The organism is Pseudomonas sp. 2,4-D, from assembly GCF_030418155.1.
GTDB classification, from domain to species: Bacteria; Pseudomonadota; Gammaproteobacteria; order Pseudomonadales; family Pseudomonadaceae; genus Aquipseudomonas; species Aquipseudomonas alloputida.
On the sequence record NZ_JAUHUI010000060.1, the window covers coordinates 1 to 25,689 of the forward strand.

Here is a 25,689-nt window from a genome sequence, read left to right on the forward strand (position 1 = left end):
GGTTCACCCGCGAAGAGGCCGGCCCTGCTGGCCAATCCCCACCCGCCGTTCACCGTTGCCGCCGCCACCGTATTCGCGGGTAAACCCGCTCCTACCACGGTGATGGACGAACATCGGTGATTGCTCGCGAAAGGGCCCGCGCAGGCAACAAGGCTCAGGCAGGAAACCACTGTCGCAGCAACCGCCGCGCTTCCTGCGACCCCTGCCCTGCCGCAAGCTCAAGCCAATAGCGCGCCTGCTCCGGCTCGTTGTGCTGACACAGCCGAGCGTACTCCAGCTGCGCCCGCCGATCCCCTGCGCGGGCAGCCTGACGCAGCAGCTCATGGCCTATACGCCGGTCACGGGCGTTGCCACAATCGCGGCACAGCATCTGCCCCAGGCGGCTCTGCGCCACAACCACACCTTGGCGCGCCGGCTGCTTCAACAAGCGCCCGGCCAGGTGCTTGACCTGAGGGTTGTCGCCCAGGCGCGGACTGTCGAGCAACCACAGGGCCACTTTCAGGGAAAAGCGTTTGGCGGGAGGTGCAAGTGTCGATGCAGCGGGGCTGGCGAGGTTTTTACCGCGAAACTTCATGAGCAACAGGTTTGGTAACTCGAAAGGCGCGCCACTCTACTCTTTTTTTTTCGCCCTGGCCCGTCGATTTCTGGTGGATTGAAAAAAATTCCATGATCTTTTCTTGACGTTTTCAGGTGGATGACCAACCAGTCTGTTGGAGCATGGCAATTGTCGGACAGTCCATCCCATTGCTGGCACGCCCGTGCTAGAGCAAGCGCTCGGGACAATCCACAGTTCCTGTGGATAACTCGGTGGACAACCCCCTCTCACACCCCTCAAACCCCCGTGAATTGGGGGCTTCGGTCAAACTGACGATTTTTTCACCAGCTAAAAATAGTGTTTTTTTTCATTGACTTAACCACGCAGTCAAGGCATTGGCGAGGCTGCCGGGTGGTGTTACCAGGCCGTTACAAGCGCTGCCCCGAATGTGAACAAGTGCACCATAAACCTCCATTTGGGTGCACGAAAAGGGCACATCGGCCGGCATTCGGGCCATTTACCCCCTCTTCCCAGCAACGAAAATTCGCGCCATACTGCGCGGCTCACCTGAACAAACGTAGCGCTTGCCAAACACCTGCACTTGCGGTAAGGTGCCCCTCGTTAGTACCAAGCTGAAAGTCAATTCTGGCCGCAAGCGTCCTTGCAGACTCGCTCCCCCCAAGAGCGTCCCTGCTGAAACAAGGACCGGCCCATTCAATGATTCACTCGCCAGCCTTACGCTGCGCAAGCACGAATCACATGACAGATTGATCAGGATCCCACCTCGACGGCCTAGAACCTTGGCCCCGGCGTGCTGCCTGCCTTCCGAAGTACCTACCAGTCAGCCCAAGCGCCTACATTTGATTGCGCCCCCTCTGGCTGCCCTGTTCCAGTCAGGTTCGTTCGTCCCTTAATAAAGGCGTCACTGGAACGTTTCTATCATGCACGGATCATAACCCCCGTGTTTAAAGCAGGAACCTCCAACAATATGCAAACTCATCATCAGATTCAGGCTGCCATTGGCACCCTCTCCCAGGCCTTCTCGCCGTTGAAGTGCCTTATCGTTGCCCCACGCAAGGGCAGCTTCAGCTTTACCTTGGTAGACGAACACGGCGTTGCCTGCCACACCGAACGCCTGTACCACGAACAGTACAGCCGCCATGAACCGCTGCAGGCGGTGATCGCCCGGACGCGTCAGTCGCTCACCGCGTGACCGGCGAATACCGAGGTATTCAAGCGCTGAATCATCCGATCGCAAGGCTGCCTGAACGCTCTGGGCGTAATTGCCTTAGGGCATATAGCCCGGAGCATCAGGCAGCAATCGATTTAAAAACAGCTCTTTACACCACGATTATCACACTACACTTCAACTCGAGCGGTGCTTTCCGCTCCCGGCGGGCCTGATCATTCACCAGCTGCCAAGCTCCAGCGCCCGTCCGGCCCTTACCTGCTCGAGGGCATCATGGGTATTGCGGCGAATGAATTGTGTCAGTATGTGATCCGACCCACCCTGGTCTACCTGAACCGTCACTGCGCCAGCGCCGAAGCCTTGCTACTGGGTATAGCCGCCAGCCAGTCAGCACTCGGCTCAGCCCTGCACGACCGACGCGGGCACGGCCTCTACCGCATCGGCGAACATCGTCACCAGGCGCTCTGGGACGAATACCTGGCCCGTGACCCCGACCTCGCCAGCCTGGTCCGCGGCCTGGCCAGCCAGCATGCCTTCCTTGGTGGCCCGCACCTGGAGCTCACCGTCAACCTGCGCTATTCCACTGCCATTGCCTGGATGCTCATCGAAGAGCAGGCCACACCATTGCCTGCGGCGGACGATCTGCTGGCACTGGCGCGTATCTGGCGACAGATTTTCAACCCCCAGGGTCGTCTGCGCGACTTCACCCATGCCTGGCATGCCTGCATAGATCAGAAATTGCCACAGGCATCTTGAGACGCGTCCTACAAGTAACCCGGAAAAAATGGAATTTTGGTCGGATTGTCCTACAAAACCGCTCTAACTCCTGCGATTGCGCCTATAGCGCAGCGCGTGATTTGTTGGTAGCTTTTCGACCCGGAGACCCAAGGAGTTTTCTAATAATGAAAAAAGTAATGCTCAAAACCTCCCTCGGCGTAGCCGTTGCGCTTGCTTCCAGCCAACTGCTCGCCGCCGGGTTCGCGCTGAACGAACAAAGTATCAGCGGCATGGGAACCGGTTTTGCTGGGCGCTCGTCTTCTGCCGACGATGCCAGCACTGTGTATGGCAACCCGGCCGGCATGTCCCGCCTCAAGCGCGAACAATTCACCGTGGGCGGCGCCGCCGTCATCGCCAAGACCGACATATCGGGCCCAGGCAGCAACTTCGGGGGGGAAACCGATGGTGACATGGTGCCTCTCGTTGGCGTTCCCATGGGCTATTACGTCAAGCCGATTGATGATCACTGGAGCGTTGGCTTCGGCGTTTACGTGCCATATGGCCTGATCACCGACTACGGTAGCGATGACGCTGCACGCTACTGGGGCAAGAAGAGCAAGGTCGAGGTTGTCACCTTCCAGCCAACCGTCAGCTACGCCTTCAACGACAAAGTGTCGATCGGTTTTGGCCCGACTATCAACCGTATCAAGGGTGAACTGGGTTCGAACCTGAGCAGCAAGGCCCTCCTGGGGCCCAATGGCCCTGACGGCGAGACCAAGATCAAGGGCGACGACACTGCGATCGGTTACAACATCGGCGTGCTGGTGCAAGCTACGGACCGTACCCGTCTGGGCCTGACCTATCACTCGATGGTCGACTACAAGCTTGAAGGCAATACCCGCGTTTCCTACCCGATTCCACAGCTTGGCCTGAACGGCAAGTTCGACGCCAGCCTGAAGATCAAGACGCCAGAGTCAGTGGACTTCTCGGTCACTCATGAACTGGATGACCATTGGACACTGTATGCGGGTAGCACCTGGACGCGCTGGAGCCGCCTGGAAAGCATCGTCGTCGAGAACGAAGCGCCGGCAGGCTACCCGTTGAAGACCATCACCGAAGAGCAGAACTGGCACGACACCTGGGCCCACGCCATTGGTGCGTCCTACAAGGTGAACAAGGAGTGGACCCTGCGCGCAGGCTTCTCCGTCGACCAGTCGCCCACCAACAACCATGATCGCTCGCCACGCATTCCGACTGGCGATCGTAAAGCGGTCAGCTTTGGTGCCGGCTGGAGCCCGAACGATGACATGACCATCGACGTTGCCTATTCGTATCTGTGGGAAGAGGATACCAAGGTCAACAACCTGCCAAGCTCGCAACAACAAGGGCTGTTGAAAGGCAGCTACCAAGCCAAGTACGAGAACAGCGCTCACGGTATCGGTGCATCCCTCACCTACCGCTTCTGATTCCTGTGCGTTACACGAAAACCGCCTTCGTGGCGGTTTTTTTCATGCCTGCACTTGCCAGCTTTCGCCCAGGGATTCGCGCAGGTAGTCCATGAAAGCGCGCACCTTGGTGGTCATGGCAAAGCGATCGGCCAGGCACAGGTAGATGTCCATGGGCTCGGTCTGGGCATAAGCCTGGCTGCTGTCGCAGTATTCGAACAGCGGTACCAACGCACCCGAGGCCAGGTGCGGCCGCACGATGAACTCGGCCAGACGGGTGATGCCACCATCGTGCAAGGCCATCTGGGTCAGGGCATCGATATCGTCGCTGATCAATACACTGCCGAACTCCGCTTCGAAGCGCAGGCCGTCCCGCATGAAGCCCCAGCGCAGGAAGCGGCCATCCACCGGATAGCGAAACACAAGGCAACGGTGCCCGCGCAAGGCCTCGGGCGTGGCAGGTACGCCAGCACTTTGCAGGTAACCGGGTGAGGCACAACAAATGAACGGGATGCGGGCGATGCGCCGGGCCAGCAGCTGGTCTTCGAGTTGCGGGGCAATGCGCAAGCTCACGTCAACGTCTTCACGGGCATGGTTGACCCGACGATCAGTCGTTACCAACTCTATCGAAAGTAAAGGGTAGCGGGCACTGAAAGCAGGTATCAACGGCGCCAGCACATGACGCCCAAAGGCAGAGGTCGAGGCAATGCACAGCCGCCCCTGAGGCTCGCTGTCGGGTGTTGTCACTGCCTGTTCGGCCAGGGCCAGATCACGCTCAACATGCTTTACACGCTCGTAATACTGGGCGCCAGAGGGAGTCAGGGCCATGCTGCGCGTGGTTCGGCTGAGCAGGCGTACTTGCAGGTGGCCTTCCAGCCGCGCCAGGTTCTGGCTGACGGCCGCCGGACTGAGGCCGAGGATACGGGCACCAGCAGCGATGCTACCGGCCTCGACCACCTTGATGAAGCAGCGAATGGCGTTGAGCAGGTCCATGGTGAGCGCTTGGATTCGTAAGAATTTCTTTATAAAGAACTCAATGCTGCCGGTCTACAGCTGTAGGCGTGCAGGTTGCTAATCTGCGCTTCCACTCAGCTTTCAGGAGTTCGCATGAGCAACCTGTCCCGGTCGCGCAGTCGACGTAAATTGCACCCGGTCGCTACTCCCTACGTTTTCGCGTTCTACATGTCGTCGATCATGGCGCTTTTGATGTGCTTCGTAATCACGGCGGCCAATGCCGGGTTTACCCCTGAGTATCTGGGCAATGTGCTCAAGGCCTATCAGCTGGCGATGCCGGTGGCATTTGTGTGTGTGCTGGTGGTCCGACCGGTGGTGGTGCGGTTGGTGGCGATTACCGTGCATGTACGGTGAAGTGACCCGCAGCCAGCCACTTCCTGTTCTTGATCTTGATCCCGCGACTTCAGGAGGACGGCGTTCGGCCTCCTGAAGTCGCAATCTGCGTCGCCTGAACTGCCTCGCGCTTAAAAGCAAACGCCGCAGCAAGCGCAGCCTGGTTACTGCTGTGAGGCGATGGCCTTTTCGATAGCGGCGCGGAACGCGGGATCATCCGGTTTGGTCAGGCTGGAGAAGTTACCGATCACCTTGCCCTTGCGATCGACAACATACTTGTAGAAATTCCACTTCGGCGCACTGCTCTGGCTGGCCAGTTCCGCAAACAGCGGTATCGCATCCTTGCCCCGCACCGCCTGCGTCTTGGTCATCGTGAAGGTGACACCGTAGTTGGCATAGCAAACCTTGGCAGTCTTCTCACTGTCAGCGTCTTCCTGCTTGAAGTCATTGGACGGCACGCCGAGCATTTCCAGGCCTTGCTCGTGATATTCCTTGTACGTCGCCTCGAGCCCCTCGAACTGAGGGGCAAAACCGCAATAACTGGCAGTGTTCACCACCACGAGCGGCTTGCCGGCAAAGCGCTCGCACAGCTCGACCTGCCCCTTGCCGCGCAATTCCGGCAGGCTGCCCTGCAACAATGCCGGGCAATCTGCAGCCCAGCTCGATGTACTGGCAAGCAGGGCCAGCACCGGCACCGTCAACCAATGTGCACGCATGACTCGTTTCTCCCGCATGACAATCCTTGAGCTTGCAGGGTAGCGCCTAACACACACTCATGCCCAGTTGCATCAGCGCCATCCCACCCTGATGCCAGCCCCACCACACCAGTGCCAGCAGCAACAGGGCGGCAATAGCCAACAGGCCGCGTATCAGGTAGCGGTTCATACAGCCTGGGCCTGAAGGCGTGAAACCGGGCGTTCGCGCACCGGCCAGTTAAGGGCAGCGGCCAGCAAGCTGAGCAGGATGGAAATCTGCCAGACCAGGTCGTAGCTACCGGTGCGGTCATACACTATCCCACCCAACCAGCCCCCCAGGAACGCACCCAACTGATGGAACAGGAACACGATACCGCCCAGCATGGACAGGTTGCGCACCCCGAACACCGTGGCCACGGTCCCATTGGTCAACGGTACCGTGGACAACCACAGAAGGCCCATGGCAATGCCGAACAGGTAAGCACTGAACTCGCTCACCGGCGCCCACAGGAACAGCACGATCACCACCGCACGCAGCAGGTACAACCCGGTCAGCAGGCGCGGCTTGGACATACGCCCGCCCAACCAGCCAGCGGTGAAGGTACCGACGATGTTGAACAGGCCGACCAGGGCCAGCACTGTCGTACCGGTGGTCGCAGCCAGGTGCTGGTCAACCAGGTAGGCCGGCAGGTGCACGCCAATGAATACGACCTGGAAGCCACAGACAAAAAAGCCCAGTGCCAGCAACCAGAAGCCGGAGTGCGTGCACGCCTCGCGCAGCGCCTGGCCCAGGGTCTGCTCGGCACCGTGACTGGGTAACGGGCGATCGCGCAGCAGACAGACGAAAGGCACGATGAACGCTACCAAAAGGCCCAGTACCAGCAACGCTGCCGACCAGCCCAGCCACTGAATCAGGCCTTGGGTGCCCGGCAACATGGCGAACTGGCCGAACGACCCGGCGGCGCTGGCGATCCCCATCGCCATGCTGCGCTTTTCGGCCGGCACTGCACGCCCGACCACACCGAGGATGACCGAGAACGACGTGCCGGACAGGCCGATGCCGATCAGCAAGCCCGCACTCAGCGACAACGACCAAGGCGAATCAGCCAAGCCCATCAAGATCAAGCCGATGGCATAGAGAATACCGCCGATGATGACCACCCGCGCCGCGCCAAGCCGGTCGGCCAAGGCGCCAGCGAACGGCTGCGCCAGGCCCCAGATCAGGTTCTGCAGGGCAATGGCGAAGGCAAACACCCCACGCCCCCAGCCAAAATCAGTACTCATCGGCTCCAGAAACAGGCCAAAGCCGTGCCGTACGCCCAGAGACAGCGCCAGTATCAAGGCCGCCCCCACCAACACCCATCCGCTGGTTCGCCACACCGAAGTCATTGTCGTTATCTCCAGCACATCGCAAGGTTTGCGGGTATATACCCGCTTATAGTCGTATCAAATCAGGCCAGTTGTTCCAGCAGTCGCACCAGTTCATCCCGCTGCCCCACCCCGAGCCGTTCAACCAGCTCTTTCTGGGCCTGCTCCCAGGCCGGGTGGGCAACGTGCAACAGTTGCTTACCCGCCGCGGTCAACAGCACCACGCGGTTACGCTGGTCGTCGCCCTCGCCCAGTGCTACCAGCCCATCCGCCTCCAGCACACGCAGGTTGCGGCCCAGGGTACTGCGCTCGAGCCCCATGGCTTCGGCCAATGCTGTGATACTGGGTCGGTCGAGCCGCTGCAGGTGCCGCAGCAGGGAAAACTGGGCGACATTGACCCCGAAGCCGGCAAGGGCTTCGTCGTAATGCCGGCTCACCCCGCGGGCGGCACGACGCAGATGGGTACAGATGCATTCACTGGTCAGCATGGATACGTGTATATACCCGCGTACTGAGTGTTGCAAGAAGTTTCACAAGGGATAGAGAAGCGTCAGTCCGGGTTCAAGCGCCTGCGGATCGGCTCGAACTCAACCGTGGCCTTGCGCACCAAGGGGTCTGGCGCGCCCTGCTCGACCGCTTGCCAGTAGCGCCACGGCACCTTCGCCGTACCCAGTTCGTAGTCCATGCCATCCCAGTTGTCTTCACGGAAGCTATAGAACGCCCAGTGCAACCGGTTACGATCAAGCACGACGAGCACATCTTCAAGGTACTGCCGACAACCCGGCAGCCTGCGCATGCAGCCAAACTCGCCCACCACCAGACGAGAAAGCGGTAGCCCCATGGCCTCGGCCCATGCCAGCGGCTGGCGCAAGTAGCCTTCAATTCGCCGCCCATCCCACAGCTGTGTCTGCCCGGCAAAAGATACGGGGCCTGGATAGGCGATGGGCTGTTTGCGCGCCATGTTCGGCGCACTGGTTGCGGCATAGGGCTCATACATGTGCACGCTGTACAGCACTCGCGAGTCTTCCTGCGGCGCCGGCCAGTAGCCGAACGCGTCTGCGCCTGCATACCAGCCGGCATCGACCATGATCGGCGTGTCAGCGTCTTCTTCGCGTATTGCCGCTATCAGTTGCCGGTACAGCAAGGGCAGATCGCGCGCACCGCCCTGCGCTTGCGCATACCACTGCTGCATCTGCCCGAGTTCGGCATGTTCAGCCAGGCCACCCTGTTTCTCCGGTGCGGGCTCATTGATCAGGTTGTAGGCCGCGATGGCCGGATGACTTTTCAGTTCGCGCGCCATATCTCGCCAGAACGCCGCAGCCTGGGACCAGTAGCGTTTGTCTTGCCACAGGCGATCATCGAACTGGCCCAGATTGTTTTGCGACCAGCGCATACCCGGTAGCGAGAGTGGCGCGATGACCACCTTGAGCCCCGCCTGGTGCGCCCGGTCGAGGGTGGCACGCAGCACAGCCAGGTCGGCGTCGGGCAGGCCTTCATAGGTATCGGCGCTGCCGAGGAGGAAATCACGTTTCACCGGTTGCCATTTGTCGTACGACAGCCGCACCCATGTGGCGCCGTACCCCCTCAGGGCATCGAAGTAGGCTTGATCGGGTGGCAGCCGGTTGAAGCTGTTGCCGCCGTGGCGTGGGGTGCCCCAGAACGCCATGAGATCTGCAGCAGTGGCTGGGAGGGTGGACAGGACCAATAGACTGGCAAAGATCCAGTGACGCACGGGAGCTTACCTGGTTGCTTGGGGGAGGCTGAGGATACGCCGACATAGAAGATGCAGGCGCTACCGGACCGTTGCCGGAAGTTACTGCCGCCTCCACACCTATGGCGTGCTGCGAAAGCACCGCAAAGCAGCCGCTAAAGGGCCGTCCAGGTCAAGCGCTCAAAGCCCCAGGGCCAACCCGAGTACGACGGCCAATTCCAGCAGCTCCAGCAACGCACCGGCGGTATCACCGGTGGTCCCGCCCAGGCGCCGGCACATCAGATGCCGCAACCAGGCAAACACCGCCAGCGCCAGCAGCACGCTCCATCCGCCCAGTAAGAGGCAGAACAGCCCACAAACCAGCAATACCCACCCCGCTGCGCGCCGGGGCATATGTTCGGCCAACGCCTGGCCCAACCCGCCAGGTCGCACATAAGGTGTACAAAGGAACAGGCCCAACATCGCCGCCCGCCCGATCAACGGCGCCAGCAGCAATTGCGCCCCGATGCCCTGCCCGATCAGCACCCACAATGCGCAAAACTTCAGCAACAACACCAGGACCAGGGTAACCACGGCAATCGGCCCACTGCGCGGGTCTTTCATGATCCGCAAGGTGCGCTCACGGTCGCCGAAACCACCTAGCCAGGCGTCGGCACTGTCCGCCAGGCCATCCAGGTGCAAGGCACCACTGAGCAATACCCACAACGTCAGCAGCAAAGCCGCATGCAGCGGCGACGGCGTACCCTGTAGCAGATGACTGGCCAACCACAGCAGCAAGCCGAACAGCAGCCCGACCAGCGGGTAGTACAGCAGCGAACGCCCTACCTCACGCGGTGCCGGCATGCCCGGCAGGCTCACCGGCAGGCTGCTGAGAAACTGCAGGGCGATCCAGAACGGCAACATCTCAGGGCGCCTCGACCAGTTGCCCATCGCCACCCGGCACCATCCGCATCAACGTGCCATGGCCAACCTCGACCTGCAGCAACTGCTCCCTGGGCAAGCCACGGGCACGGGCCAGTAATAGCCGCATCACGCCACCATGGGTGACCAGCAGCACGCGCTTGCCGGCATGCTGAAGGCGCAAACGCTCGACAGCCGCCAGCACCCGTTCGGCAAACGCCTCGACCGGCTCGCCATTGGGCGGTGTGAAGGCGTAAGGGTCGGCCCAGAAACGGCCCAGTGCATCGGCCTGGTGCTCCATGATCTGCGCGGCACTTTGGCCCTCCCAATCACCGAAGTGCAGTTCCTGCAGGGCGGGCTCACGCTGTACTGGCAGGTTCAACTGCTCACCCAGCTCATCGGCGAAACGCCCACAGCGTTGCAGCGGCGAGCTGACCAGCACCTGCCATGGGCCGCCGTCGGCCACCGCGCGGCGCATCTGTGCCCAGCCCTTGTCGGTCAAGGCATCATCAAGGCTGCCACGCAGGCCGCCCTGTTCCGTTTCACCATGGCGCAGCAAGTCGAGGATCATGCCGGGCGGTCCGCCACCGCGGCCTCGGCGAAGGTCGCCATCTGCCCATGCAGTGCACAGGCCAGGCGCAACAGCGGCACTGCCAGGGCAGCGCCACTGCCCTCACCCAGGCGCAAGCCCAAGGCCAGCAAGGGCTCGGCCTGCAGCGCAGCAAGCAAGGCCTTGTGCCCGGGCTCAGCGCCCTGATGAGCGAACAACAGCCAGGCCCGACACTGCGGGTTGAGGCGCACTGCCACGAGCGCAGCGACACTGCAGATAAAGCCATCCACCAGCACCGCGACACCCGCCTGCGCACAACCTATGTAGGCACCGACCAACGCCGCGATCTCGAAACCGCCAACACATGCCAGTGCCTGCAACGGGTCTTCAGCACGCAGGCCATGCAAGCGCAGCGCCCTCTCGATGACTTCAGCCTTGTGCTGCACCCCGGCGTTGTCCAGGCCGGTGCCAGGGCCGCTCAGCTCCGACGCCGGACATCCCAGCAGAACACTGGCCAAGGCTGCGGCGGCTGTGGTGTTACCAATGCCCATCTCGCCACCGATGAACAGATGTGCGCCCTGTTCGGCGCCGCGCCGGGCACTGTCGCGACCGGCCTGCAAGGCCGCTTGCAGCTGGTTTTCGGTCATTGCGGGTTGACGGGCAAAGTTGGCAGTACCGGTGCCCAGGCGCAGATGGCGCACGCCGGGCAGTTCCAGCTGCGCGTCAATGGTGCCCAGGTCGACCACGTCCAGGCTGGCCTGCAGTTGCCGCGCCAGCACACTGATCGCCGCGCCCCCGCCGACGAAGTTACATAGCATCTGCCCGGTTACCGCCTGCGGATAGGCCGAGATGCCCTCTTCGACCACACCGTGGTCGCCGGCAAAAATGGTGATGGCGACCTGATCCAGCGTGGGTCGTTCAAGCCCCTGCAGGCCAGCCAGCTGAATCGCCAGCTCTTCAAGTTGGCCAAGCGAGCCAGCAGGTTTGGTCAGTTGCTGCTGCCGGCCGCGAGCCTGGGCCATGGCGGCGTTGTCGAGGGGTTGGCAGGCGTCACGCCACCAGGCTTGGGTCATAGTGCAGGTCCTTTGAGGATTAGGGGCAGGCCGGCCACGGTCAGCACGACACGCTGACAGCGTTCGGCCACGGCCTGGTGCAGCCAGCCGGCCAGGTCGACATAGCGCCGGGTCAGCTCGCCCATGGGCACGACGCCCAGACCGGTTTCGTTACTGACCAGGATAAGGGTGCCAGGTAACTGTTCCAGGCATGCCAGCAGGGCATCACGCTCCTCGGCCAGACGCTGGTCATCTTCCAGCATCAACAAATTGGTCAGCCACAGGGTCAGGCAATCCACCAGCAGGCAGCGCCCTTCGGCCGCTTCGGCGCGCAATACCGCGGCCAGGGCCAAGGGCTCTTCGATCAACCCCCAGTCATCCGGCCGGCGCTGACGATGCAGCAACACGCGTTGGTTCATTTCGCCATCCAGCGGCTGGCTGGTGGCGATGTAGGTCACCGGCAAGCCGTTGGCGCTGGCCAGTTGTTCGGCCAGGCGGCTTTTGCCAGACCGGGCGCCGCCGAGAATCAGGTTACGCATGTCAGGCCACCCCACACAGTTGGCGCAACTGCGCGGTGTCCAGGTGCTTCTCCACCAGATCGGCCAGGCGCTCGATGTCGTGTTCGCGCAACGCTTCGTAGTCGATAACCTGCACATCCTCCAGCCCGGCCCAGCGCAATAGCGCGGCACACGACTGGCTGCCTTCGAACAGGCCATGCAGGTACGTGGCGAGGATCTGGCCATCGGCACTGACAGCACCATCATGGCGGCCATCAGCCAGTTGGACCGCGGGTTGCGCCAGCGCAGGCCCCGTCGTAACGCCAGCATGAATTTCATAACCGGTTACCGTTGCCGCTTCAAGGCTCAGCGTGCCGGCCACATTGCGCAGTTGCTTCTCGGCTTCGAGCACCGTGGCATAGTCGAGCAGACCGAGCCCCTGGCTCGAGCCCCCGGCCCCCTCCAGCCCCAGCGGGTCATGCACTTCCCGCCCCAGCATCTGCAGGCCACCGCAGATACCGATCAGCTTGCCGCCATAGCGCAGGTGCCGCTCGATGGCCTTGTCCCAACCGCGCTCGCGCAGTTGTGCCAAGTCGCCCCGCACGCTCTTGGAGCCCGGCAAGATGATGAGGTCGGCAGCCGGAATCGGCTGGCCAGGGCCGATGAACTGCAAGTCCACCTGCGGGTGCAGGCGCAACGGGTCGAAATCGGTGTGGTTACTGATACGCGGCAGCACTGGCACGATCACTTTGAGCACACGCGCGTGCTTGACGCCTTGGCGCACATCGATACCGTCTTCGGCTTCAAGGTGCAGGTCGGTAACGTAAGGCAGTACGCCCAGTACCGGTTTGCCGGTGCGTTGTTCCAGCCAGTCCAGCCCTGGCTGCAGCAGAGCGATATCGCCACGGAAGCGGTTGATGACAAAGCCTTTGACCCGCGCCTGCTCAGTGGTCGACAACAATTCCAGCGTGCCCACCAGGTGGGCGAACACACCACCGCGGTTGATGTCGGCCACCAGGATCACCGGGCAATCCACCGCTTCGGCAAAGCCCATGTTGGCGATATCGCCGGCACGCAGGTTGATCTCTGCCGGCGACCCCGCACCCTCGACCAAGACCACCGGGTACGCGGCACTCAGGCGTTGGTGAGACGCCAGCACCGCTTGCATGGCAGTGGTTTTATAGTCGTGGTAGGCCACTGCATTCATGCTGGTGACCGCCCGACCGTGGATGATGACCTGGGCGCCGGTGTCGCTGTTGGGCTTGAGCAGCACCGGGTTCATGTCGGTGTGCGGTTGTAGCCGGCATGCCTGGGCCTGCACCGCCTGGGCACGACCGATTTCACCGCCATCAGCCGTCACCGCGCTGTTCAGCGCCATGTTCTGTGGCTTGAATGGCACCACAGCGACGCCCTGGCGCAACAGCCAGCGGCACAATGCGGTCACCAGTGTGCTCTTGCCTGCGTCGGAGGTGGTGCCTTGCACCATGAGGGTCGTCATGCCGCCGTTTCCTTCTGATAAGCCGCCAGGGCCTGGGCCAGGCGCTGTTCGTCCGCCGCGTAGGCAGGCAACCCCAGGCGCACGGCCGCTGGCTGTTCGAACAGCCTTACAAGGATGCCGCGCCGGGCGAGAAATTCATGCAGCCGCGCTGCATGCTCGCTTCGCACGTACTGGAACAGGTCGCAGCCACCACTGGGCGCCAGGCCGGCACTGCGCAACACGTGCGCAAGCCGCTGGCCGGCAGCAGCACAGCGTTCGGCCTGCGCGCGCTGGGCAGTTAGATCGGTCAGGCTGGCCTGGGCCAGCACCCGGGTCGGGCCGTTGACGGTCCAGGGGCCGAGCAGCTCGGCCAGGCGCAGCAGCAAGCTGTGTTCGGCGGCAACGAAGCCCAGGCGCACGCCGGCCAAGCCGAAGAACTTGCCAAACGAGCGCAGCACGATCAGCCCCGGGCGTTCGGCGCAGTCCACCACGCTGTCCGCCGGGGTGTTGTCCATGAATGCTTCGTCGACCAGCAGCCAGCCACCGCGCGCAGCCAGGCGAGCATGCCAAGCCAGCAGGCGTTCGCGCGACACCCGTTGGCCGGTCGGGTTGTTGGGGTTCACCAGCACCAGCACATCGAGGCCGTCGAGCGCAGCCTCAACTTGCGCCTCATCCAGCGCCAGCAGTTGGTGCCCCGCCCGTTGCCAGGCATAAGGGTGTTCGGCATAGCACGGCGTCAGCACGCCTACCCGGGCGGTTGTGCGCAGCAGCGGCAAGGCCTGGATAGCGGCCTGGGAGCCGGCTACCGGCAGCAACTGGCGGGCGCCGTAATACGCGCGCGCGGCGTCCTCCAGGCCGTCCTCGGTTTCCGGCAGGCGGGCCCAGGCGTCGACGGGAATCGGCGGGACAGGAAATGGCCAGGGCGCAATGCCGCTGGACAGGTCGAGCCACTGCTCACGGGGGATACCGTATTGCTGCACCGCGCGTAACAGGCGGCCACCATGTTCAAGCATTGATATAGGCCCCCAGGCAAATCATCAGCAGCCACAGCCACACGCCGCGCTGCACCAGCTGCCAGCCGCGCTCGATGGCATCGGCATCGGCCACTGGCCCCTCGCCCAGACGCGGCCGCTCATGCAGTTCGCCGTGGTACACCGCCGGGCCACCAAGCGTCACGCCCAACGCACCAGCGCCGGCAGCCATCACCGGCCCGGCGTTGGGGCTGTCCCACAGCGGGCCCTGTTTGCGCCAGCACGTCAGGGCCAGACGGGTCTTGCCCAACAGTGCATAAGTCAGGGCCACCAGCCTTGCAGGTATATAGTTGAGCACATCGTCGATGCGCGCCGCGCACCAGCCAAAACGCTCGAAACGTTCGTTACGGTAGCCCCACATGGCATCCAGCGTGTTGCTCAGGCGGTACAGCACCACACCGGGCGCACCGGCCACCACAAACCAGAACAACGCGGCGAACACTGCATCGCTGCCGTTCTCCAGCACCGACTCGGTCGCCGCTCGGGCCACTGCTGGCTCGTCCAGTTCGCGCGTTTCGCGGCTGACCAGGTAGCCAACGCGGTGCCGTGCCTCCGCCAGGTCGCCCTGGCGCAAGGCGTTGGCCACCGGCAGCACATGCTCGCCCAGGCTGCGCAGCCCCACGGCGCAGTAAAGCGCCAGCACGTCAACCAGCCAGCCAATATACGGCAGCCACGAAAGGACCAGCGCCACCAGGGTAAGCGGCACCACCGCCAGAAACCACGCGCTCACGCCGTGGCTGCGCCAGCCGCGCCCGCCCGCATTCAGGCGGCGCTCCAGGTTGCCGGCCATGTTGCCGAACGCCACCAAGGGGTGGCGGCGCTGTGGTTCGCCCAGCATAGCGTCCAGGGCCACCCCGGCCACGGTCAGCAAGGCCACGCTCATTGACGCTCTCCCCATTGGTTTTCGTAAAGCATTTCACTCAGGGGCCGCTCTTCGGCCCAGCTTTCCTGCACCAACATCGGCACCGGATAGAACTCGGCGACCGGCCCAAGGCACAATACCGCCACCGGTTTGGCTCCGGCGGGCATGCCCAGCAGCGCGGCCAGCGCCTGCGGGTCGAACAGCGACACCCAGCCCATGCCCAGCCCTTCGCCACGCGCGGCCAGCCACAGGTTCTGGATGGCACAAGCCAGCGAGGCCAGGTCCATCTCCGGCAGGGTGCGGCGGCCGAAGATGTGTGGCTCGCGGTTGTCCATCAAGGCCGCCACCAGCAGCTCGGCACAATCGTTTATGCCCTCCACCTTCAACTTCATGAAGGCATCGGATCGCTCGCCCAACGCCTCGGCCGTGCGTACCCGCTCCGCCTCCACCAAGGCCTGGATGCGCCCGCGCAGGTCACGCTGGGTGATGCGGATAAATCGCCACGGCTGCATAAGCCCGACACTGGGTGCCTGATGCGCGGCGGCCAGCAAGCGGCCAAGCAGTTCGGGTGCCACCTGGCCACCCGCAAAATGGCGCATGTCGCGACGCTCGCCGATGGCCCGGTAAATGGCGGCGCGCTCGGCGTCGCTATAGGCGTGATCATTCATGGTCGCAACAGCGCCGCCGCCGCATCCGGGCAGGAAGAGAAATAGAAGTGCACGTAAGAGGCCGTCAGCCGGCCCAGACGATAAACCGCCTCGTTGCCACGCCCGCCGTTGGGGCTCAGACCCCGGGCAATCGGTTCCAGCGCAGTGCTGGTCAGCGAATGGTGATAGGTGTGACCGCGCAAGGTCCCCTCCGGCAGTTCCACCGCCTGCAGCGCCAGGGCAGCCAGGCGCTTCTGCATGGTGGCCTCACCCGGCAGCAGGCCGAGCAGTTCGGCACGTTCACCGGCCACGTCAGTCAGGGCATCGAGCAGGTACAGCATGCCGCCGCACTCGGCCAGCAATGGCTTGCCCTGCGCGTGGTGGGCGCGGATCGCCTCGCACATCGGTGCGTTGGCGGCCAGCGCATGGTGATGCAGCTCAGGATAACCACCCGGCAGATACAGGCTGTCTACCGCCGGCAGTTCGTGGTCGTGCAGCGGCGAGAAGAACACCAGCTGAGCACCCAGGTTGCGCAACAGGTCGAGGTTAGCGCCATAGATGAAGGCGAACGCCTCGTCCTGCGCCACGCCAATGCGCACACCGGCCAGCGAGGCAACGCAGGCTTGCGGTTCCGGCTCGGCAAAACTTACTGGCGGCGGCAACGCCGCATCGCAACTGGCGCCCAGCGCTTCGGCGGCAGCGTCCAGGCGGGTGTCCAGGTCATTCAGCTCGCTGGCTTGCACCAGGCCCAGGTGGCGGCTGGGCAGTTCGATGCCGCGCTCGCGGGACAAGCCGCCATACCAGCGCAAGCCCTCGGTCAGGCTGCCTTCAAGCAGTTGCGCATGACGCAGGCTGCCTACCCGATTGGCCAGCACGCCGGCGAACGGCAGATCGGCCTGGTACCGCGCCAGGCCCAGGGCCAGGGCGCCGAAGGTCTGGGCCATGGCTGTGCCGTCGATCACCGCCAGCACCGGCACGCCAAAGTGGCGCGCCAGGTCGGCGCTTGACGGGGTGCCGTCGAACAGCCCCATCACCCCTTCGATGAGGATCAGGTCAGCCTCGCCAGCAGCTTCCCACAGCAGACGACGGCTTTCCTCGGCACCGATCATCCACAGATCCAGCTGATACACCGGCGCGCCACTGGCCCGTTCGAGAATCATCGGGTCAAGAAAGTCGGGCCCGCATTTGAACACCCGCACCTTGCGCCCGAGGTTGCGGTGCAGGCGGGCCAGCGCAGCAGTGACGGTAGTCTTGCCCTGGCCAGAGGCCGGCGCCGCGATCAACACGGCGGGGCAGTGCCGCGATCGACTCACAGTTCGACGCCTTTCTGTGCGCGGATACCGGCCTGGAAGGCGTGCTTGAGCATGCCCATTTCGGTCACGGTGTCGGCCAGTTCGATCATCTCGGGCTTCGCAGCGCGGCCAGTGACAATCACATGCTGCATGGGCGGGCGGGCCTGAATGTCGGACAGTACCTGGTTCAGATCGAGGTAACCATGTTTGAGGGCGATGTTGAGCTCGTCCAGCACCACGAACTGTACACCCGGGTCCTGCAGCAGCTGGCGCGACACCGCCCAGGCGGCTTGCGCAGCAGCGATGTCACGCTGGCGGTCCTGGGTTTCCCAGGTAAAGCCCTCGCCCATCACGTGGTAGCGCACCTGTTCGGGGAAGCGACGGAAGAACAGCTCCTCACCGGTGCTGTTGCGGCCTTTGATGAACTGCACCACACCGCATTGCATGCCGTGGCCCAAGGCGCGCGCGAGCATGCCGAAGGCCGAACTGCTCTTGCCCTTGCCATTGCCGGTCAGCACCAGCAGCAGGCCACATTCGTTAGGGGAATTGGCGATGCGTTCGTCGATGACCGCCTTCTTGCGCTGCATGCGCGCCAGGTGGCGTTCGTCGCGTTCGGTGGAATCGCTCATCAGGGTTCTCCGCTGGCTGGCACCACGGCAATGCGCGGCGACAGGTAATAGGCAGGCAAACGGAGAACGCGCAGAGGCCATGGCTGGGCGCCACGGTGCACCGCGCATCACCCTCCGTGATGCCGTTGGCAGTATCAGGCCGGTCTCCGGGCTTGTGAGTGGGCCTTGGCCCTGGCCTGCGCGCCTTCCCGGATGCTGGCATCCAGTGGCCCTGCGCGGCCTTTTACTCATCCACCGTTGCGGGGGCAGCGCCGGAATCGCGCCATGCTGGCGCCCACCGGCTTCCCAGTTTCACCCTGCCCAGTCGGGGCTGGCAGGGCACCTGAAACACGCCGCGAAGGTTAGAGGGTTGCACCGGGAGCGTCAATCGAAGCGGGTGGTCTGGCAGGTGAGCAAAACACCTTGAATCCAGGCAGCCGGTATCGGCCCCGAGCTCGAGGGGGCCGCTAAACAGGCATGGATATCAAGGGTTCTGTGCCAGATGCCCTTGCGGAATCACCCGCTTGGCCTGCAGGTAGGCCTTGGCCCAGTAGCTGTTTGACAGGTAGTCCAGGCGCACGGTGCCACCGGTGGAAGGTGCATGCACGAAGCGCCCGTCCCCGACATAGATGCCGGCATGGCTGACCTGCGAGCCCCCACTGGTGGCGAAGAACACCAGGTCACCAGACTGCAGCGAACTGACATCCACCGTCGGTGCGCGCATGACAATCATCTCTCGCGTCGAGCGCGGCAGGCTGATGCCAGCAGCATCACGGTACACATACTTGATCAGACCGCTGCAGTCGAAGCCGGAGTCCGGCGTATTGCCGCCCCAACGATAGGGCGTGCCAACCAGACCAATGGCGCGGATCAACACGTCATCGGCAATCGGTGAAGGACTGGGCTGGCTATAGGTAACCTGCGGCTGTACCACAGGGGCCGGCGCAGGCGCACGGCTGGAGCATGCAGCCAGCAAGGCTGCCAAGGAGAGAAATGCGAAGCGCGCCATCTTTACCATGGCCAGAACATCCTGTCTGAGACCGCTGCGCTGCAGCCGAAAAGAGTTGAGAATTTAGATTAGACGCTTTCTGTAAATGCGCACGGCGGTGTGCTTTTTTTTCAAAGCATCACCGCCGCGGCAGGGTACATCATTTTGATATCAGTTGCGCGCGATGTTGGTCGGCGCCATGGCCAAGGCTCGCTTGGCTTCAATGAAGGTCTTGCTCCAGTAACGATCACCGAGGCTGTCGATGCGCACACCACCACTGCGGCGGCTGCTGGAGTGGATGAACTGGTTGTCACCCAGGTAGATGCCGGCATGGCTTACCCGGCCGCGGCCATTGGTGCTGAAGAACAGCAAGTCACCTGGCTTGAGCTTGTTGCGGGCCACTTTCGGCGCATCGACGTTGATCATTTCACGCGTGGAGCGCGGCAGCGTCATGCCCGCTTCTTCGCGGAACAGGTAACCAATGAAGCCACTGCAGTCGAAGCCGGACTTTTCCGAGGTACCACCGAAGCGGTAGCGGGTGCCGATCAACGACATGCCGCGCTCGAGAATGCTGTCAGCCAGAACCGGCAATTGGTAAGGCTTGCTGCCGGAGAAAGACGCCAGGTCATCTTCGGTGGCCAGCTCTTCCGGCTCGCCGAATACCGACGAGGAAGAAGCCTTGGCGTTGATTGCCGATTGTGCAGTGATCGGGGTGTGATCCTGGGGCTGGGATACCGGGCCTTGGGCCGCGCAGCCAAAAAGCAGGGTCACGAGTGCGAGTGGCACGAGGGGTGCGAAGCGCTTCAGCATGGGCACGACCGTGTCTGTAATCCTTTAGAAGGGTGAAACTATGCCCTCTATCATGGCCATTTGCAAATTTTATCGAAAAAGATGTGACTTTTTTGTTTTACCGCTCTGGCCCAGGGTTTTCAGGGGGTTACCAGCCGAGGGTTTCCTTGAGAAACGGAATGGTGAGCTTGCGTTGTGCCTGCAGCGATGCCTGATCGAGGCGCTCGAGCAAGTCGAACAACGCGCTCATGCTCCGCGCGCCGCGGGTGAGGATGAAATGGCCGACTTCGTCGGTCAGGTGCAGGCCACGGCGCGAAGCTCGCAGCTGCAAGGCGCGCAGCTTGTCTTCGTCGGACAGGCCGCGCATCTGGAACACCAGCGCCAGGGTCAACCGCGACTTCAGGTCCGGCAGCTTGATCGGCAGCTCACGCGGTGATGCCGAGGCAGCCAGCAGCAAGCGTCGGCCGCTGTCGCGCAGGCGGTTGAACAGGTGGAACATGGCCTCTTCCCAATCCGCCTTGCCGGCGATCACATGCAGATCGTCGATGCACACCAGTTCGTACTGGGCCAGGTAGTCGAGCAGTTCTACGCCACGGTCGAGCAATTGCGCCAGCGGCAGGTAGACAGCGGGCTCGCCACGTTGCTGGAAGCGATGGGTGGCGGCCTGCAGCAGGTGGGAACGGCCAACACCCTGCTTGCCCCACAGGTAGATAAGGCTCTCGGTCCAGCCGGCGTCGGCTTCGCATAGCCGCTCGACGTAACCCAATGCCGCAGCATTGGCGCCCGGATAGTAGTTGATGAAGGTGGCGTCATCGCGCAGGCGCACACCCAGGGGCAACTGGATCGGTGGTTTCATGCTCGCGGGCGGTCGACGGGACCGCTGGGGGCCTTTGGTGAACAATCTGCAAAGTCTATACCCGCAACGCGGGGCGCACAATCTCGACTGCAGATAGGGCAAGCAAAATCAACAAGTTGCGCTGCACAAGCGAGCGGCGGATGCAGGACAAACCACGCTCGGGGCGTTCAAAGCTCCGGGTCGATATTCCCGGCGTACATATCCGACTCCTTGTACAGGTCATGCACATGCCGCAGCAGCACCATGATCACCGCCGCCACCGGCAGCGCCAGCAGCACACCGGTGAAGCCGAACAGTTCACCCCCGGCGAGGATGGCAAAGATCACCGCAACAGGGTGCAGGCCGATGCGATCGCCCACCAGCAGAGGAGTCAGCACCATACCCTCCAGCGCCTGCCCGACCATGAACACCGCAACGATGCCAAGCATCGGGTACAGGTCGCCACCGAACTGGAACAGGCCGGCCACCAGCGCGGCACCGATGCCAATGATGAAGCCCATGTACGGCACGATGGCCGCAAGGCCTGCAAGCATGCCGATCAGCAGACCGAGTTCGAGCCCCACCAGCATCAGGCCGGCTGAATAGATGACGCCCAGGGCCAGCATCACCATCAGTTGCCCGCGCACGAATGCCCCCAGCACTTCATGGCATTCACCTGCCAGGCCCATCACTTGCGGCTCGCGCTGGCGCGGCAGCAGGCCGCGCAGCTTGCCCATCATCAAGTCCCAATCGCGCAGCAGATAGAAGCCCACTACCGGGATCAGCACCATGTTGGCCAACCAGCCCACCAACGCCAGGCTTGAGGCAGTGGCCTGGGACAGCAGCATGCCGACGATATCGGTGGTCTGCCCCATGTGCGCGCCGATGGCGGCCTTGATCTTGTCGAACTTCCAGAAACCATCGGCCAGGCCAAGGCGGCCCTGTACCCACGGCAGCGCGACATGCTCCAGCCAGTCGAGCATCTGCGGCGCCAACTCGTACAGGCGCACCAACTGCTTGGCCAGCATCGGCACAAGCACGAGCAACAACGCCAACAGCAACAGGGTGAACAGGCCGAACACCACCACCACACCCCAGGTACGCGAAAGCCCCAGGCGCTCGAGACGATCGACCAGCGGGTCGGCCAGGTAGGCCAGCATGATGCCGACCAGAAACGGCGTAAGAATATTGTGCAGGCTATAAAGCAGCACAGCGATCAGTAGTGCAGCGCCCAGCCAGATCCAGCGACGCATGTCAGTCACGGTAAGCGCCCCTTACCAGCGAAAACGCAAGCCGTCGAACGGCTTGGGTGCTGGCTGCGCAGGCGCGGGCTGCCCGGCAGCGGCGTCCACTGCCGGTGCTGGCATGGCCGGCACCGGCGGTGCCTGTTCGACCGGCACTTCCTGCAGCTTGGCCAGGCCAAGCTGGGCACGTAGCTGTTCACGATTGCCCGTAACCCCGTAGGTCAGGGTAGTGCCTTCAGCCGCCTGCAAGCGTGGGCCATAGGGCTCCAGCACGCGGGCCAGCTCGGCATAGCGCTGCAGGTTCATGCCCTGCACTTGCACCTGCAACTGGCTGCTGGCTCCCGGCCGGGTAACGTAGCGCGGCGCCAGGCGGCTGCTTACCGCCATCATCACCGCGTCAGCCAAGGCGGCCTGGTCGGCGCCCTCGGCAGTGCCCTGCTCACGCTGGTCGCCCAGCCACAGCTGCCACTTGCCCCGCCACTTGCCGTCGGCTTCCTGGGCATGTACCGCCAGCAAAGCATCGGCGCCGTAGCGCTCGGAAGCGTCGCGCAGCGGCGCCGGATCGTTGCCTTCGATCTGCTTGGCATTGGCGACCAGTTGCTCCTGCAAGTCGGCCAGCGGCAAGCGCAACGGCAGACCACGGTGCTGGGCGGCGCGGCGCAGGGGTTGGGCACTGGCCTGGCCATCACCGACCAGGTTGCTGCCCTCAACGGTGTCGTTCAACCACCACCCCAGTATCGAGGGCCGGTTACTGCCCCATAGCGCCAGGCCAGCCTTGCGCAAAGCCCGTTCGGTGCTACCTGGGTCGAACTCGACCACTACCGACTCGGGCGGGCCGGCTTCGCTGCCTACCTGGTTGATGATTTGCTGTGGGTCCTTGCGCAGCTCGGCCAATGCAGGGCTCTGCACGGCCTTAGGGTCACCGGTCAGACGCTGCACCAACGTGTCCAGGGCTTTGACTGTGGCTGCTGTACGGGCTTCGGCGCCCGGCCCGGTGACCGGTTCGCGCACCTGATAAAGGCCGGGGACATTTTCAGCCAGGGCAGTGGCCGAGATCAGGGCCAGGCAACCGGCTGCCAGAATATTGAACAAACGCATGGAGGATTCCTGTCCAGTCGAGCTTCAAGCCTTAAGCTTGAAGCTGCAAGAAAAAGCAGGCCGAGTGCCAGGCTGCATTGTCGTGCAGCGTGAAGCTCGTAGCTTGCAGCTTATACACATGCAACCGCATCAACCACCCTCCAGCTTTTTTCAACAATTACCGCCCTGCCCGTCGGCCTGAGGATGGCCGCTGCCCGGCAACCCTGATAAAATCGCGCGCCTTCACAGACCACTGACGTTTCAGACCGCCGCCGCTTATCAGCCGGCCTTGGCCGTCATGGTCGTTTTTAAGAATCCCTCCCTCCTAAAGGCCTGGATCAATGAGCAAGCAACCCTCCCTGAGCTACAAGGACGCCGGTGTAGACATCGACGCCGGCGAAGCACTGGTCGAACGCATCAAGGGCGTGGCAAAACGCACCGCACGCCCTGAAGTCATGGGTGGCCTGGGCGGCTTCGGCGCCCTCTGCGAGATCCCGGCCGGCTACAAGCAGCCGGTGCTGGTCTCCGGCACCGACGGCGTCGGCACCAAGCTGCGCCTGGCGCTGAACCTGAACAAGCACGACAGCATCGGCCAGGACCTGGTCGCCATGTGCGTCAACGACCTGGTCGTGTGCGGCGCCGAGCCGCTGTTTTTCCTCGACTACTACGCCACTGGCAAGCTGAACGTTGACGTGGCTGCCACTGTGGTCACCGGCATCGGCGCCGGTTGCGAACTGGCCGGCTGCTCGCTGGTCGGTGGTGAAACCGCCGAAATGCCTGGCATGTACGAAGGCGAAGACTACGACCTGGCCGGCTTCTGCGTAGGCGTGGTGGAAAAGGCCGAAATCATCGACGGCTCCAAGGTTGCCACCGGTGACGCGCTGATCGCCCTGCCGTCCTCGGGCCCGCACTCCAACGGCTACTCGCTGATCCGCAAGATCCTCGAAGTGTCGGCTACCGACATCGAGAACACCCAGCTGGACGGCAAGCCGCTGACCGACCTGCTGATGGCGCCGACCCGCATCTACGTCAAACCGCTGCTGCAGTTGATCAAGAACACCGGCGCAGTCAAGGCCATGGCCCACATCACCGGCGGTGGCCTGCTGGACAACATCCCGCGCGTACTGCCGAAAAACGCCCAGGCCGTGGTTGACGTGGCCAGCTGGCAGCGCCCGGCGGTGTTCGACTTCCTGCAGGAAAAGGGCAACGTCGACGAGCACGAAATGCACCGCGTACTGAACTGCGGCGTGGGCATGGTCATCTGCGTGGCCCAGGACCAGGTCGAAGCCGCCCTGAACGAACTGCGCGCCGCCGGTGAGCAACCGTGGGTAATCGGCCATATCGCCGAAGCCGCCGAAGGCGCTGCCCAGGTCGAGCTGCAGAACCTCAAGGCACACTGATGCCGAGCAAGACCTGCAATGTAGTGGTACTGCTGTCGGGCTCCGGCAGCAACCTGCAAGCCCTGATCGACAGTTGCCAAGGGCAGGACAGCTCGGTGCGTATCCGCGCGGTGGTTTCCAACCGCGCCGATGCCTACGGCCTGCAACGCGCCGCAGCGGCCGGCATCGACAGCGTCGTGCTCGACCACACCCAGTTCGACGGCCGTGAAGCCTTCGATACCGCGCTGATGGCGCGCATCGACGGCTTTGCCCCGGACCTGGTCGTGCTGGCCGGTTTCATGCGCATCCTCAGTGGCGGCTTCGTGCGCCACTATCAGGGCCGCCTGCTCAACATCCACCCGTCGCTGCTGCCCAAGTACAAGGGCCTGCATACTCATCGCCGGGCATTGGAAGCTGGCGACGCCGAGCATGGCTGCAGCGTACACTTCGTGACTGAGGAACTCGATGGCGGCCCACTGGTCGTACAGGCTGTGGTACCGGTGGCGTCTGATGACACCGTCGAAAGCCTGGCACAGCGGGTACACCATCAGGAACACCTGATCTACCCACTGGCGGTGCGCTGGTTCGCTGAAGGGCGCTTGCGTCTTGGCGAACAGGGTGCATTACTGGACGGCCAGCCACTGGCGGCCAGCGGTCACTTGATTCGATCCTAGGAGAATTTATGCGTCGCGCCCTGCTCTTGGCTCTCGCCGTGCTCGCCCTGCCCCTCCAGGCAGCTGATCTGAAGCCGTTCTCGGCAAGCTACACCGCCGACTGGAAGCAGCTGCCCATGAGCGGCACCGCCGAGCGCAGCCTGGTCAAAAATGCCAACGGCACCTGGGACCTTAACTTCAAGGCTTCCATGATGATCGCCAGCCTGACCGAGCAAAGCACCCTGCGCCTGGAAAACGACACCCTGCTGCCGCAGAAGTATCACTTCGAGCGCGGCGGCCTGGGCAAGGCCAAGAAGGTCGACCTGGACTTCGACTGGAGCACCAAGAAGATCACCGGCAGCGACCGTGGCGATGCCGTCAGCCTGCCACTGAACCGCGGCGTACTGGACAAGTCCTCCTACCAGTTGGCCCTGCAGCACGACGTGGCCGCAGGCAAGAAGAGCATGACCTACCAGGTGGTGGACGGCGACGAGATCGACACCTACGACTTCCGCGTGCTGGGCACCGAAAAGGTCACCACCAAGACCGGCCAGGTCGATGCCGTGAAGGTCGAGCGCGTGCGCGATCCCAGCCAGAGCAAGCGCATCACCGAGCTGTGGTTTGCCAAGAACTGGGACTACCTGCTGGTGCAACTGCGCCAGGTAGAGACCGATGGCAAGGAGTACGTGATCGTGCTGCAGGATGGCACGGTCGATGGCAAGCCGGTGAAGGGCAACTGATCGCGCACCGCCTGCAACACCCGAAGCCCCGCCCTGTGCGGGGCTTTTCTTTGTTGCGAAG

Annotated in this window: 29 protein-coding genes and 1 riboswitch; of the genes, 7 read left to right on the forward strand and 22 right to left on the reverse strand. The window is 63.1% G+C overall.

What is annotated here, in order from left to right; all coding sequences use genetic code 11:
* Positions 1-154 precede the first annotated feature (154 nt).
* Positions 155-574 carry a tetratricopeptide repeat protein gene (locus tag QYE47_RS25725; RefSeq protein WP_014592081.1) on the reverse strand — a complete coding sequence of 140 codons (420 nt, stop codon included), beginning with the start codon at positions 572-574 and terminating at the stop codon, positions 155-157.
* 949 nt (positions 575-1,523) lie between these two features.
* On the opposite strand from QYE47_RS25725, the gene QYE47_RS25730 reads away from it, so the two are divergent.
* The 3 genes from QYE47_RS25730 to QYE47_RS25740 all read left to right on the forward strand — a co-directional run bounded on the left by QYE47_RS25730 (position 1,524) and on the right by QYE47_RS25740 (position 3,907).
* Complete coding sequence (locus tag QYE47_RS25730) at positions 1,524-1,748, forward strand: hypothetical protein (protein ID WP_010952743.1); 225 nt, start codon at positions 1,524-1,526, stop codon at positions 1,746-1,748.
* 249 nt (positions 1,749-1,997) lie between these two features.
* Positions 1,998-2,480, forward strand: coding sequence for a hypothetical protein (locus tag QYE47_RS25735; RefSeq protein WP_003252489.1), 483 nt, complete (start codon positions 1,998-2,000; stop codon positions 2,478-2,480).
* Between the two features lie 146 nt (positions 2,481-2,626).
* Positions 2,627-3,907 carry an OmpP1/FadL family transporter gene (locus QYE47_RS25740; protein WP_012053441.1) on the forward strand — a complete coding sequence of 427 codons (1,281 nt, stop codon included), beginning with the start codon at positions 2,627-2,629 and terminating at the stop codon, positions 3,905-3,907.
* A gap of 42 nt (positions 3,908-3,949) precedes the next feature.
* Here the strand turns inward: QYE47_RS25740 and QYE47_RS25745 are convergent, their stop codons facing one another.
* The gene (locus QYE47_RS25745) at positions 3,950-4,879 is read right to left on the reverse strand and encodes a LysR family transcriptional regulator (RefSeq protein ID WP_014592084.1); all 930 of its coding nucleotides are present in this window, start codon (positions 4,877-4,879) and stop codon (positions 3,950-3,952) included.
* 114 nt (positions 4,880-4,993) lie between these two features.
* Between QYE47_RS25745 and QYE47_RS25750 the strand changes: the two genes are divergently transcribed.
* Positions 4,994-5,254 carry a DUF2798 domain-containing protein gene (locus QYE47_RS25750; RefSeq protein WP_014592085.1) on the forward strand — a complete coding sequence of 87 codons (261 nt, stop codon included), beginning with the start codon at positions 4,994-4,996 and terminating at the stop codon, positions 5,252-5,254.
* A gap of 143 nt (positions 5,255-5,397) precedes the next feature.
* On the opposite strand, the gene QYE47_RS25755 is transcribed toward QYE47_RS25750, so the two are convergent.
* From QYE47_RS25755 to QYE47_RS25850, 20 genes are all read right to left on the reverse strand, one after another.
* Positions 5,398-5,949, reverse strand: a complete 552-nt coding sequence (locus QYE47_RS25755; protein WP_014592086.1) for a glutathione peroxidase — start codon at positions 5,947-5,949, stop codon at positions 5,398-5,400.
* Between the two features lie 46 nt (positions 5,950-5,995).
* On the reverse strand, positions 5,996-6,118 hold the full coding sequence (locus QYE47_RS25760) for a hypothetical protein (RefSeq protein ID WP_010952738.1): 123 nt from the start codon (positions 6,116-6,118) through the stop codon (positions 5,996-5,998).
* Complete coding sequence (locus QYE47_RS25765) at positions 6,115-7,308, reverse strand: MFS transporter (RefSeq protein ID WP_172830959.1); 1,194 nt, start codon at positions 7,306-7,308, stop codon at positions 6,115-6,117. Before QYE47_RS25765 ends, QYE47_RS25760 begins: the two co-directional genes overlap by 4 nt.
* Positions 7,309-7,379: 71 nt before the next feature.
* The gene (locus QYE47_RS25770) at positions 7,380-7,784 is read right to left on the reverse strand and encodes a MarR family winged helix-turn-helix transcriptional regulator (RefSeq protein WP_014592088.1); all 405 of its coding nucleotides are present in this window, start codon (positions 7,782-7,784) and stop codon (positions 7,380-7,382) included.
* A gap of 62 nt (positions 7,785-7,846) precedes the next feature.
* Positions 7,847-8,962 carry a glycoside hydrolase family 5 protein gene (locus QYE47_RS25775; RefSeq protein WP_081343632.1) on the reverse strand — a complete coding sequence of 372 codons (1,116 nt, stop codon included), beginning with the start codon at positions 8,960-8,962 and terminating at the stop codon, positions 7,847-7,849.
* Positions 8,963-9,187: 225 nt separating this feature from the next.
* Positions 9,188-9,910, reverse strand: a complete 723-nt coding sequence (locus QYE47_RS25780) for an adenosylcobinamide-GDP ribazoletransferase (RefSeq protein WP_070384235.1) — start codon at positions 9,908-9,910, stop codon at positions 9,188-9,190.
* A gap of 1 nt (position 9,911) precedes the next feature.
* Positions 9,912-10,478, reverse strand: coding sequence for a histidine phosphatase family protein (locus tag QYE47_RS25785; RefSeq protein WP_301159565.1), 567 nt, complete (start codon positions 10,476-10,478; stop codon positions 9,912-9,914).
* Positions 10,475-11,530, reverse strand: a complete 1,056-nt coding sequence (cobT, locus tag QYE47_RS25790) for a nicotinate-nucleotide--dimethylbenzimidazole phosphoribosyltransferase (RefSeq protein WP_019436759.1) — start codon at positions 11,528-11,530, stop codon at positions 10,475-10,477. Before cobT ends, QYE47_RS25785 begins: the two co-directional genes overlap by 4 nt.
* Positions 11,527-12,048, reverse strand: a complete 522-nt coding sequence (gene cobU, locus QYE47_RS25795; RefSeq protein WP_014592093.1) for a bifunctional adenosylcobinamide kinase/adenosylcobinamide-phosphate guanylyltransferase — start codon at positions 12,046-12,048, stop codon at positions 11,527-11,529. Before cobU ends, cobT begins: the two co-directional genes overlap by 4 nt.
* Before the next feature lies 1 nt (position 12,049).
* Positions 12,050-13,504: a cobyric acid synthase gene (locus QYE47_RS25800; protein WP_070384236.1), complete on the reverse strand. Its 1,455-nt coding sequence runs from the start codon at positions 13,502-13,504 to the stop codon at positions 12,050-12,052.
* Positions 13,501-14,496, reverse strand: a complete 996-nt coding sequence (gene cobD / locus QYE47_RS25805; RefSeq protein WP_070384237.1) for a threonine-phosphate decarboxylase CobD — start codon at positions 14,494-14,496, stop codon at positions 13,501-13,503. The genes QYE47_RS25800 and cobD overlap by 4 nt, the downstream gene beginning before the upstream one ends.
* Positions 14,489-15,397 carry an adenosylcobinamide-phosphate synthase CbiB gene (cbiB, locus tag QYE47_RS25810; protein WP_070384238.1) on the reverse strand — a complete coding sequence of 303 codons (909 nt, stop codon included), beginning with the start codon at positions 15,395-15,397 and terminating at the stop codon, positions 14,489-14,491. The genes cobD and cbiB overlap by 8 nt, the downstream gene beginning before the upstream one ends.
* Positions 15,394-16,044, reverse strand: coding sequence for a 5,6-dimethylbenzimidazole synthase (bluB, locus tag QYE47_RS25815; protein ID WP_010952728.1), 651 nt, complete (start codon positions 16,042-16,044; stop codon positions 15,394-15,396). The genes cbiB and bluB overlap by 4 nt, the downstream gene beginning before the upstream one ends.
* The gene (locus QYE47_RS25820) at positions 16,041-17,336 is read right to left on the reverse strand and encodes a cobyrinate a,c-diamide synthase (RefSeq protein ID WP_070384239.1); all 1,296 of its coding nucleotides are present in this window, start codon (positions 17,334-17,336) and stop codon (positions 16,041-16,043) included. The genes bluB and QYE47_RS25820 overlap by 4 nt, the downstream gene beginning before the upstream one ends.
* Positions 17,333-17,944 (reverse strand): cob(I)yrinic acid a,c-diamide adenosyltransferase, encoded by a 612-nt coding sequence (gene cobO, locus QYE47_RS25825; protein WP_070384240.1) that lies wholly within the window; start codon positions 17,942-17,944, stop codon positions 17,333-17,335. Before cobO ends, QYE47_RS25820 begins: the two co-directional genes overlap by 4 nt.
* Before the next feature lie 119 nt (positions 17,945-18,063).
* A riboswitch (cobalamin riboswitch) is annotated at positions 18,064-18,285 on the reverse strand.
* Positions 18,286-18,407: 122 nt separating this feature from the next.
* On the reverse strand, positions 18,408-18,941 hold the full coding sequence (locus QYE47_RS25830) for a C40 family peptidase (protein ID WP_014592098.1): 534 nt from the start codon (positions 18,939-18,941) through the stop codon (positions 18,408-18,410).
* Positions 18,942-19,082: 141 nt separating this feature from the next.
* Positions 19,083-19,721, reverse strand: a complete 639-nt coding sequence (locus QYE47_RS25835) for a C40 family peptidase (RefSeq protein WP_003252444.1) — start codon at positions 19,719-19,721, stop codon at positions 19,083-19,085.
* 127 nt (positions 19,722-19,848) lie between these two features.
* On the reverse strand, positions 19,849-20,556 hold the full coding sequence (gene hda / locus QYE47_RS25840; RefSeq protein ID WP_003252443.1) for a DnaA regulatory inactivator Hda: 708 nt from the start codon (positions 20,554-20,556) through the stop codon (positions 19,849-19,851).
* Positions 20,557-20,723: 167 nt separating this feature from the next.
* Positions 20,724-21,797 (reverse strand): AI-2E family transporter, encoded by a 1,074-nt coding sequence (locus QYE47_RS25845; protein ID WP_014592100.1) that lies wholly within the window; start codon positions 21,795-21,797, stop codon positions 20,724-20,726.
* Positions 21,798-21,809: 12 nt separating this feature from the next.
* The gene (locus tag QYE47_RS25850) at positions 21,810-22,877 is read right to left on the reverse strand and encodes a DUF2066 domain-containing protein (RefSeq protein ID WP_014592101.1); all 1,068 of its coding nucleotides are present in this window, start codon (positions 22,875-22,877) and stop codon (positions 21,810-21,812) included.
* 320 nt (positions 22,878-23,197) lie between these two features.
* On the opposite strand from QYE47_RS25850, the gene purM reads away from it, so the two are divergent.
* The 3 genes from purM to QYE47_RS25865 are packed head-to-tail and all read left to right on the forward strand — an operon-like array spanning position 23,198 to position 25,628.
* Positions 23,198-24,256 carry a phosphoribosylformylglycinamidine cyclo-ligase gene (purM, locus tag QYE47_RS25855; protein WP_003252437.1) on the forward strand — a complete coding sequence of 353 codons (1,059 nt, stop codon included), beginning with the start codon at positions 23,198-23,200 and terminating at the stop codon, positions 24,254-24,256.
* The gene (gene purN / locus QYE47_RS25860; RefSeq protein ID WP_070384241.1) at positions 24,256-24,909 is read left to right on the forward strand and encodes a phosphoribosylglycinamide formyltransferase; all 654 of its coding nucleotides are present in this window, start codon (positions 24,256-24,258) and stop codon (positions 24,907-24,909) included. The genes purM and purN overlap by 1 nt, the downstream gene beginning before the upstream one ends.
* Positions 24,910-24,917: 8 nt before the next feature.
* The gene (locus QYE47_RS25865; RefSeq protein WP_010952720.1) at positions 24,918-25,628 is read left to right on the forward strand and encodes a DUF3108 domain-containing protein; all 711 of its coding nucleotides are present in this window, start codon (positions 24,918-24,920) and stop codon (positions 25,626-25,628) included.
* Positions 25,629-25,689: the final 61 nt, after the last annotated feature.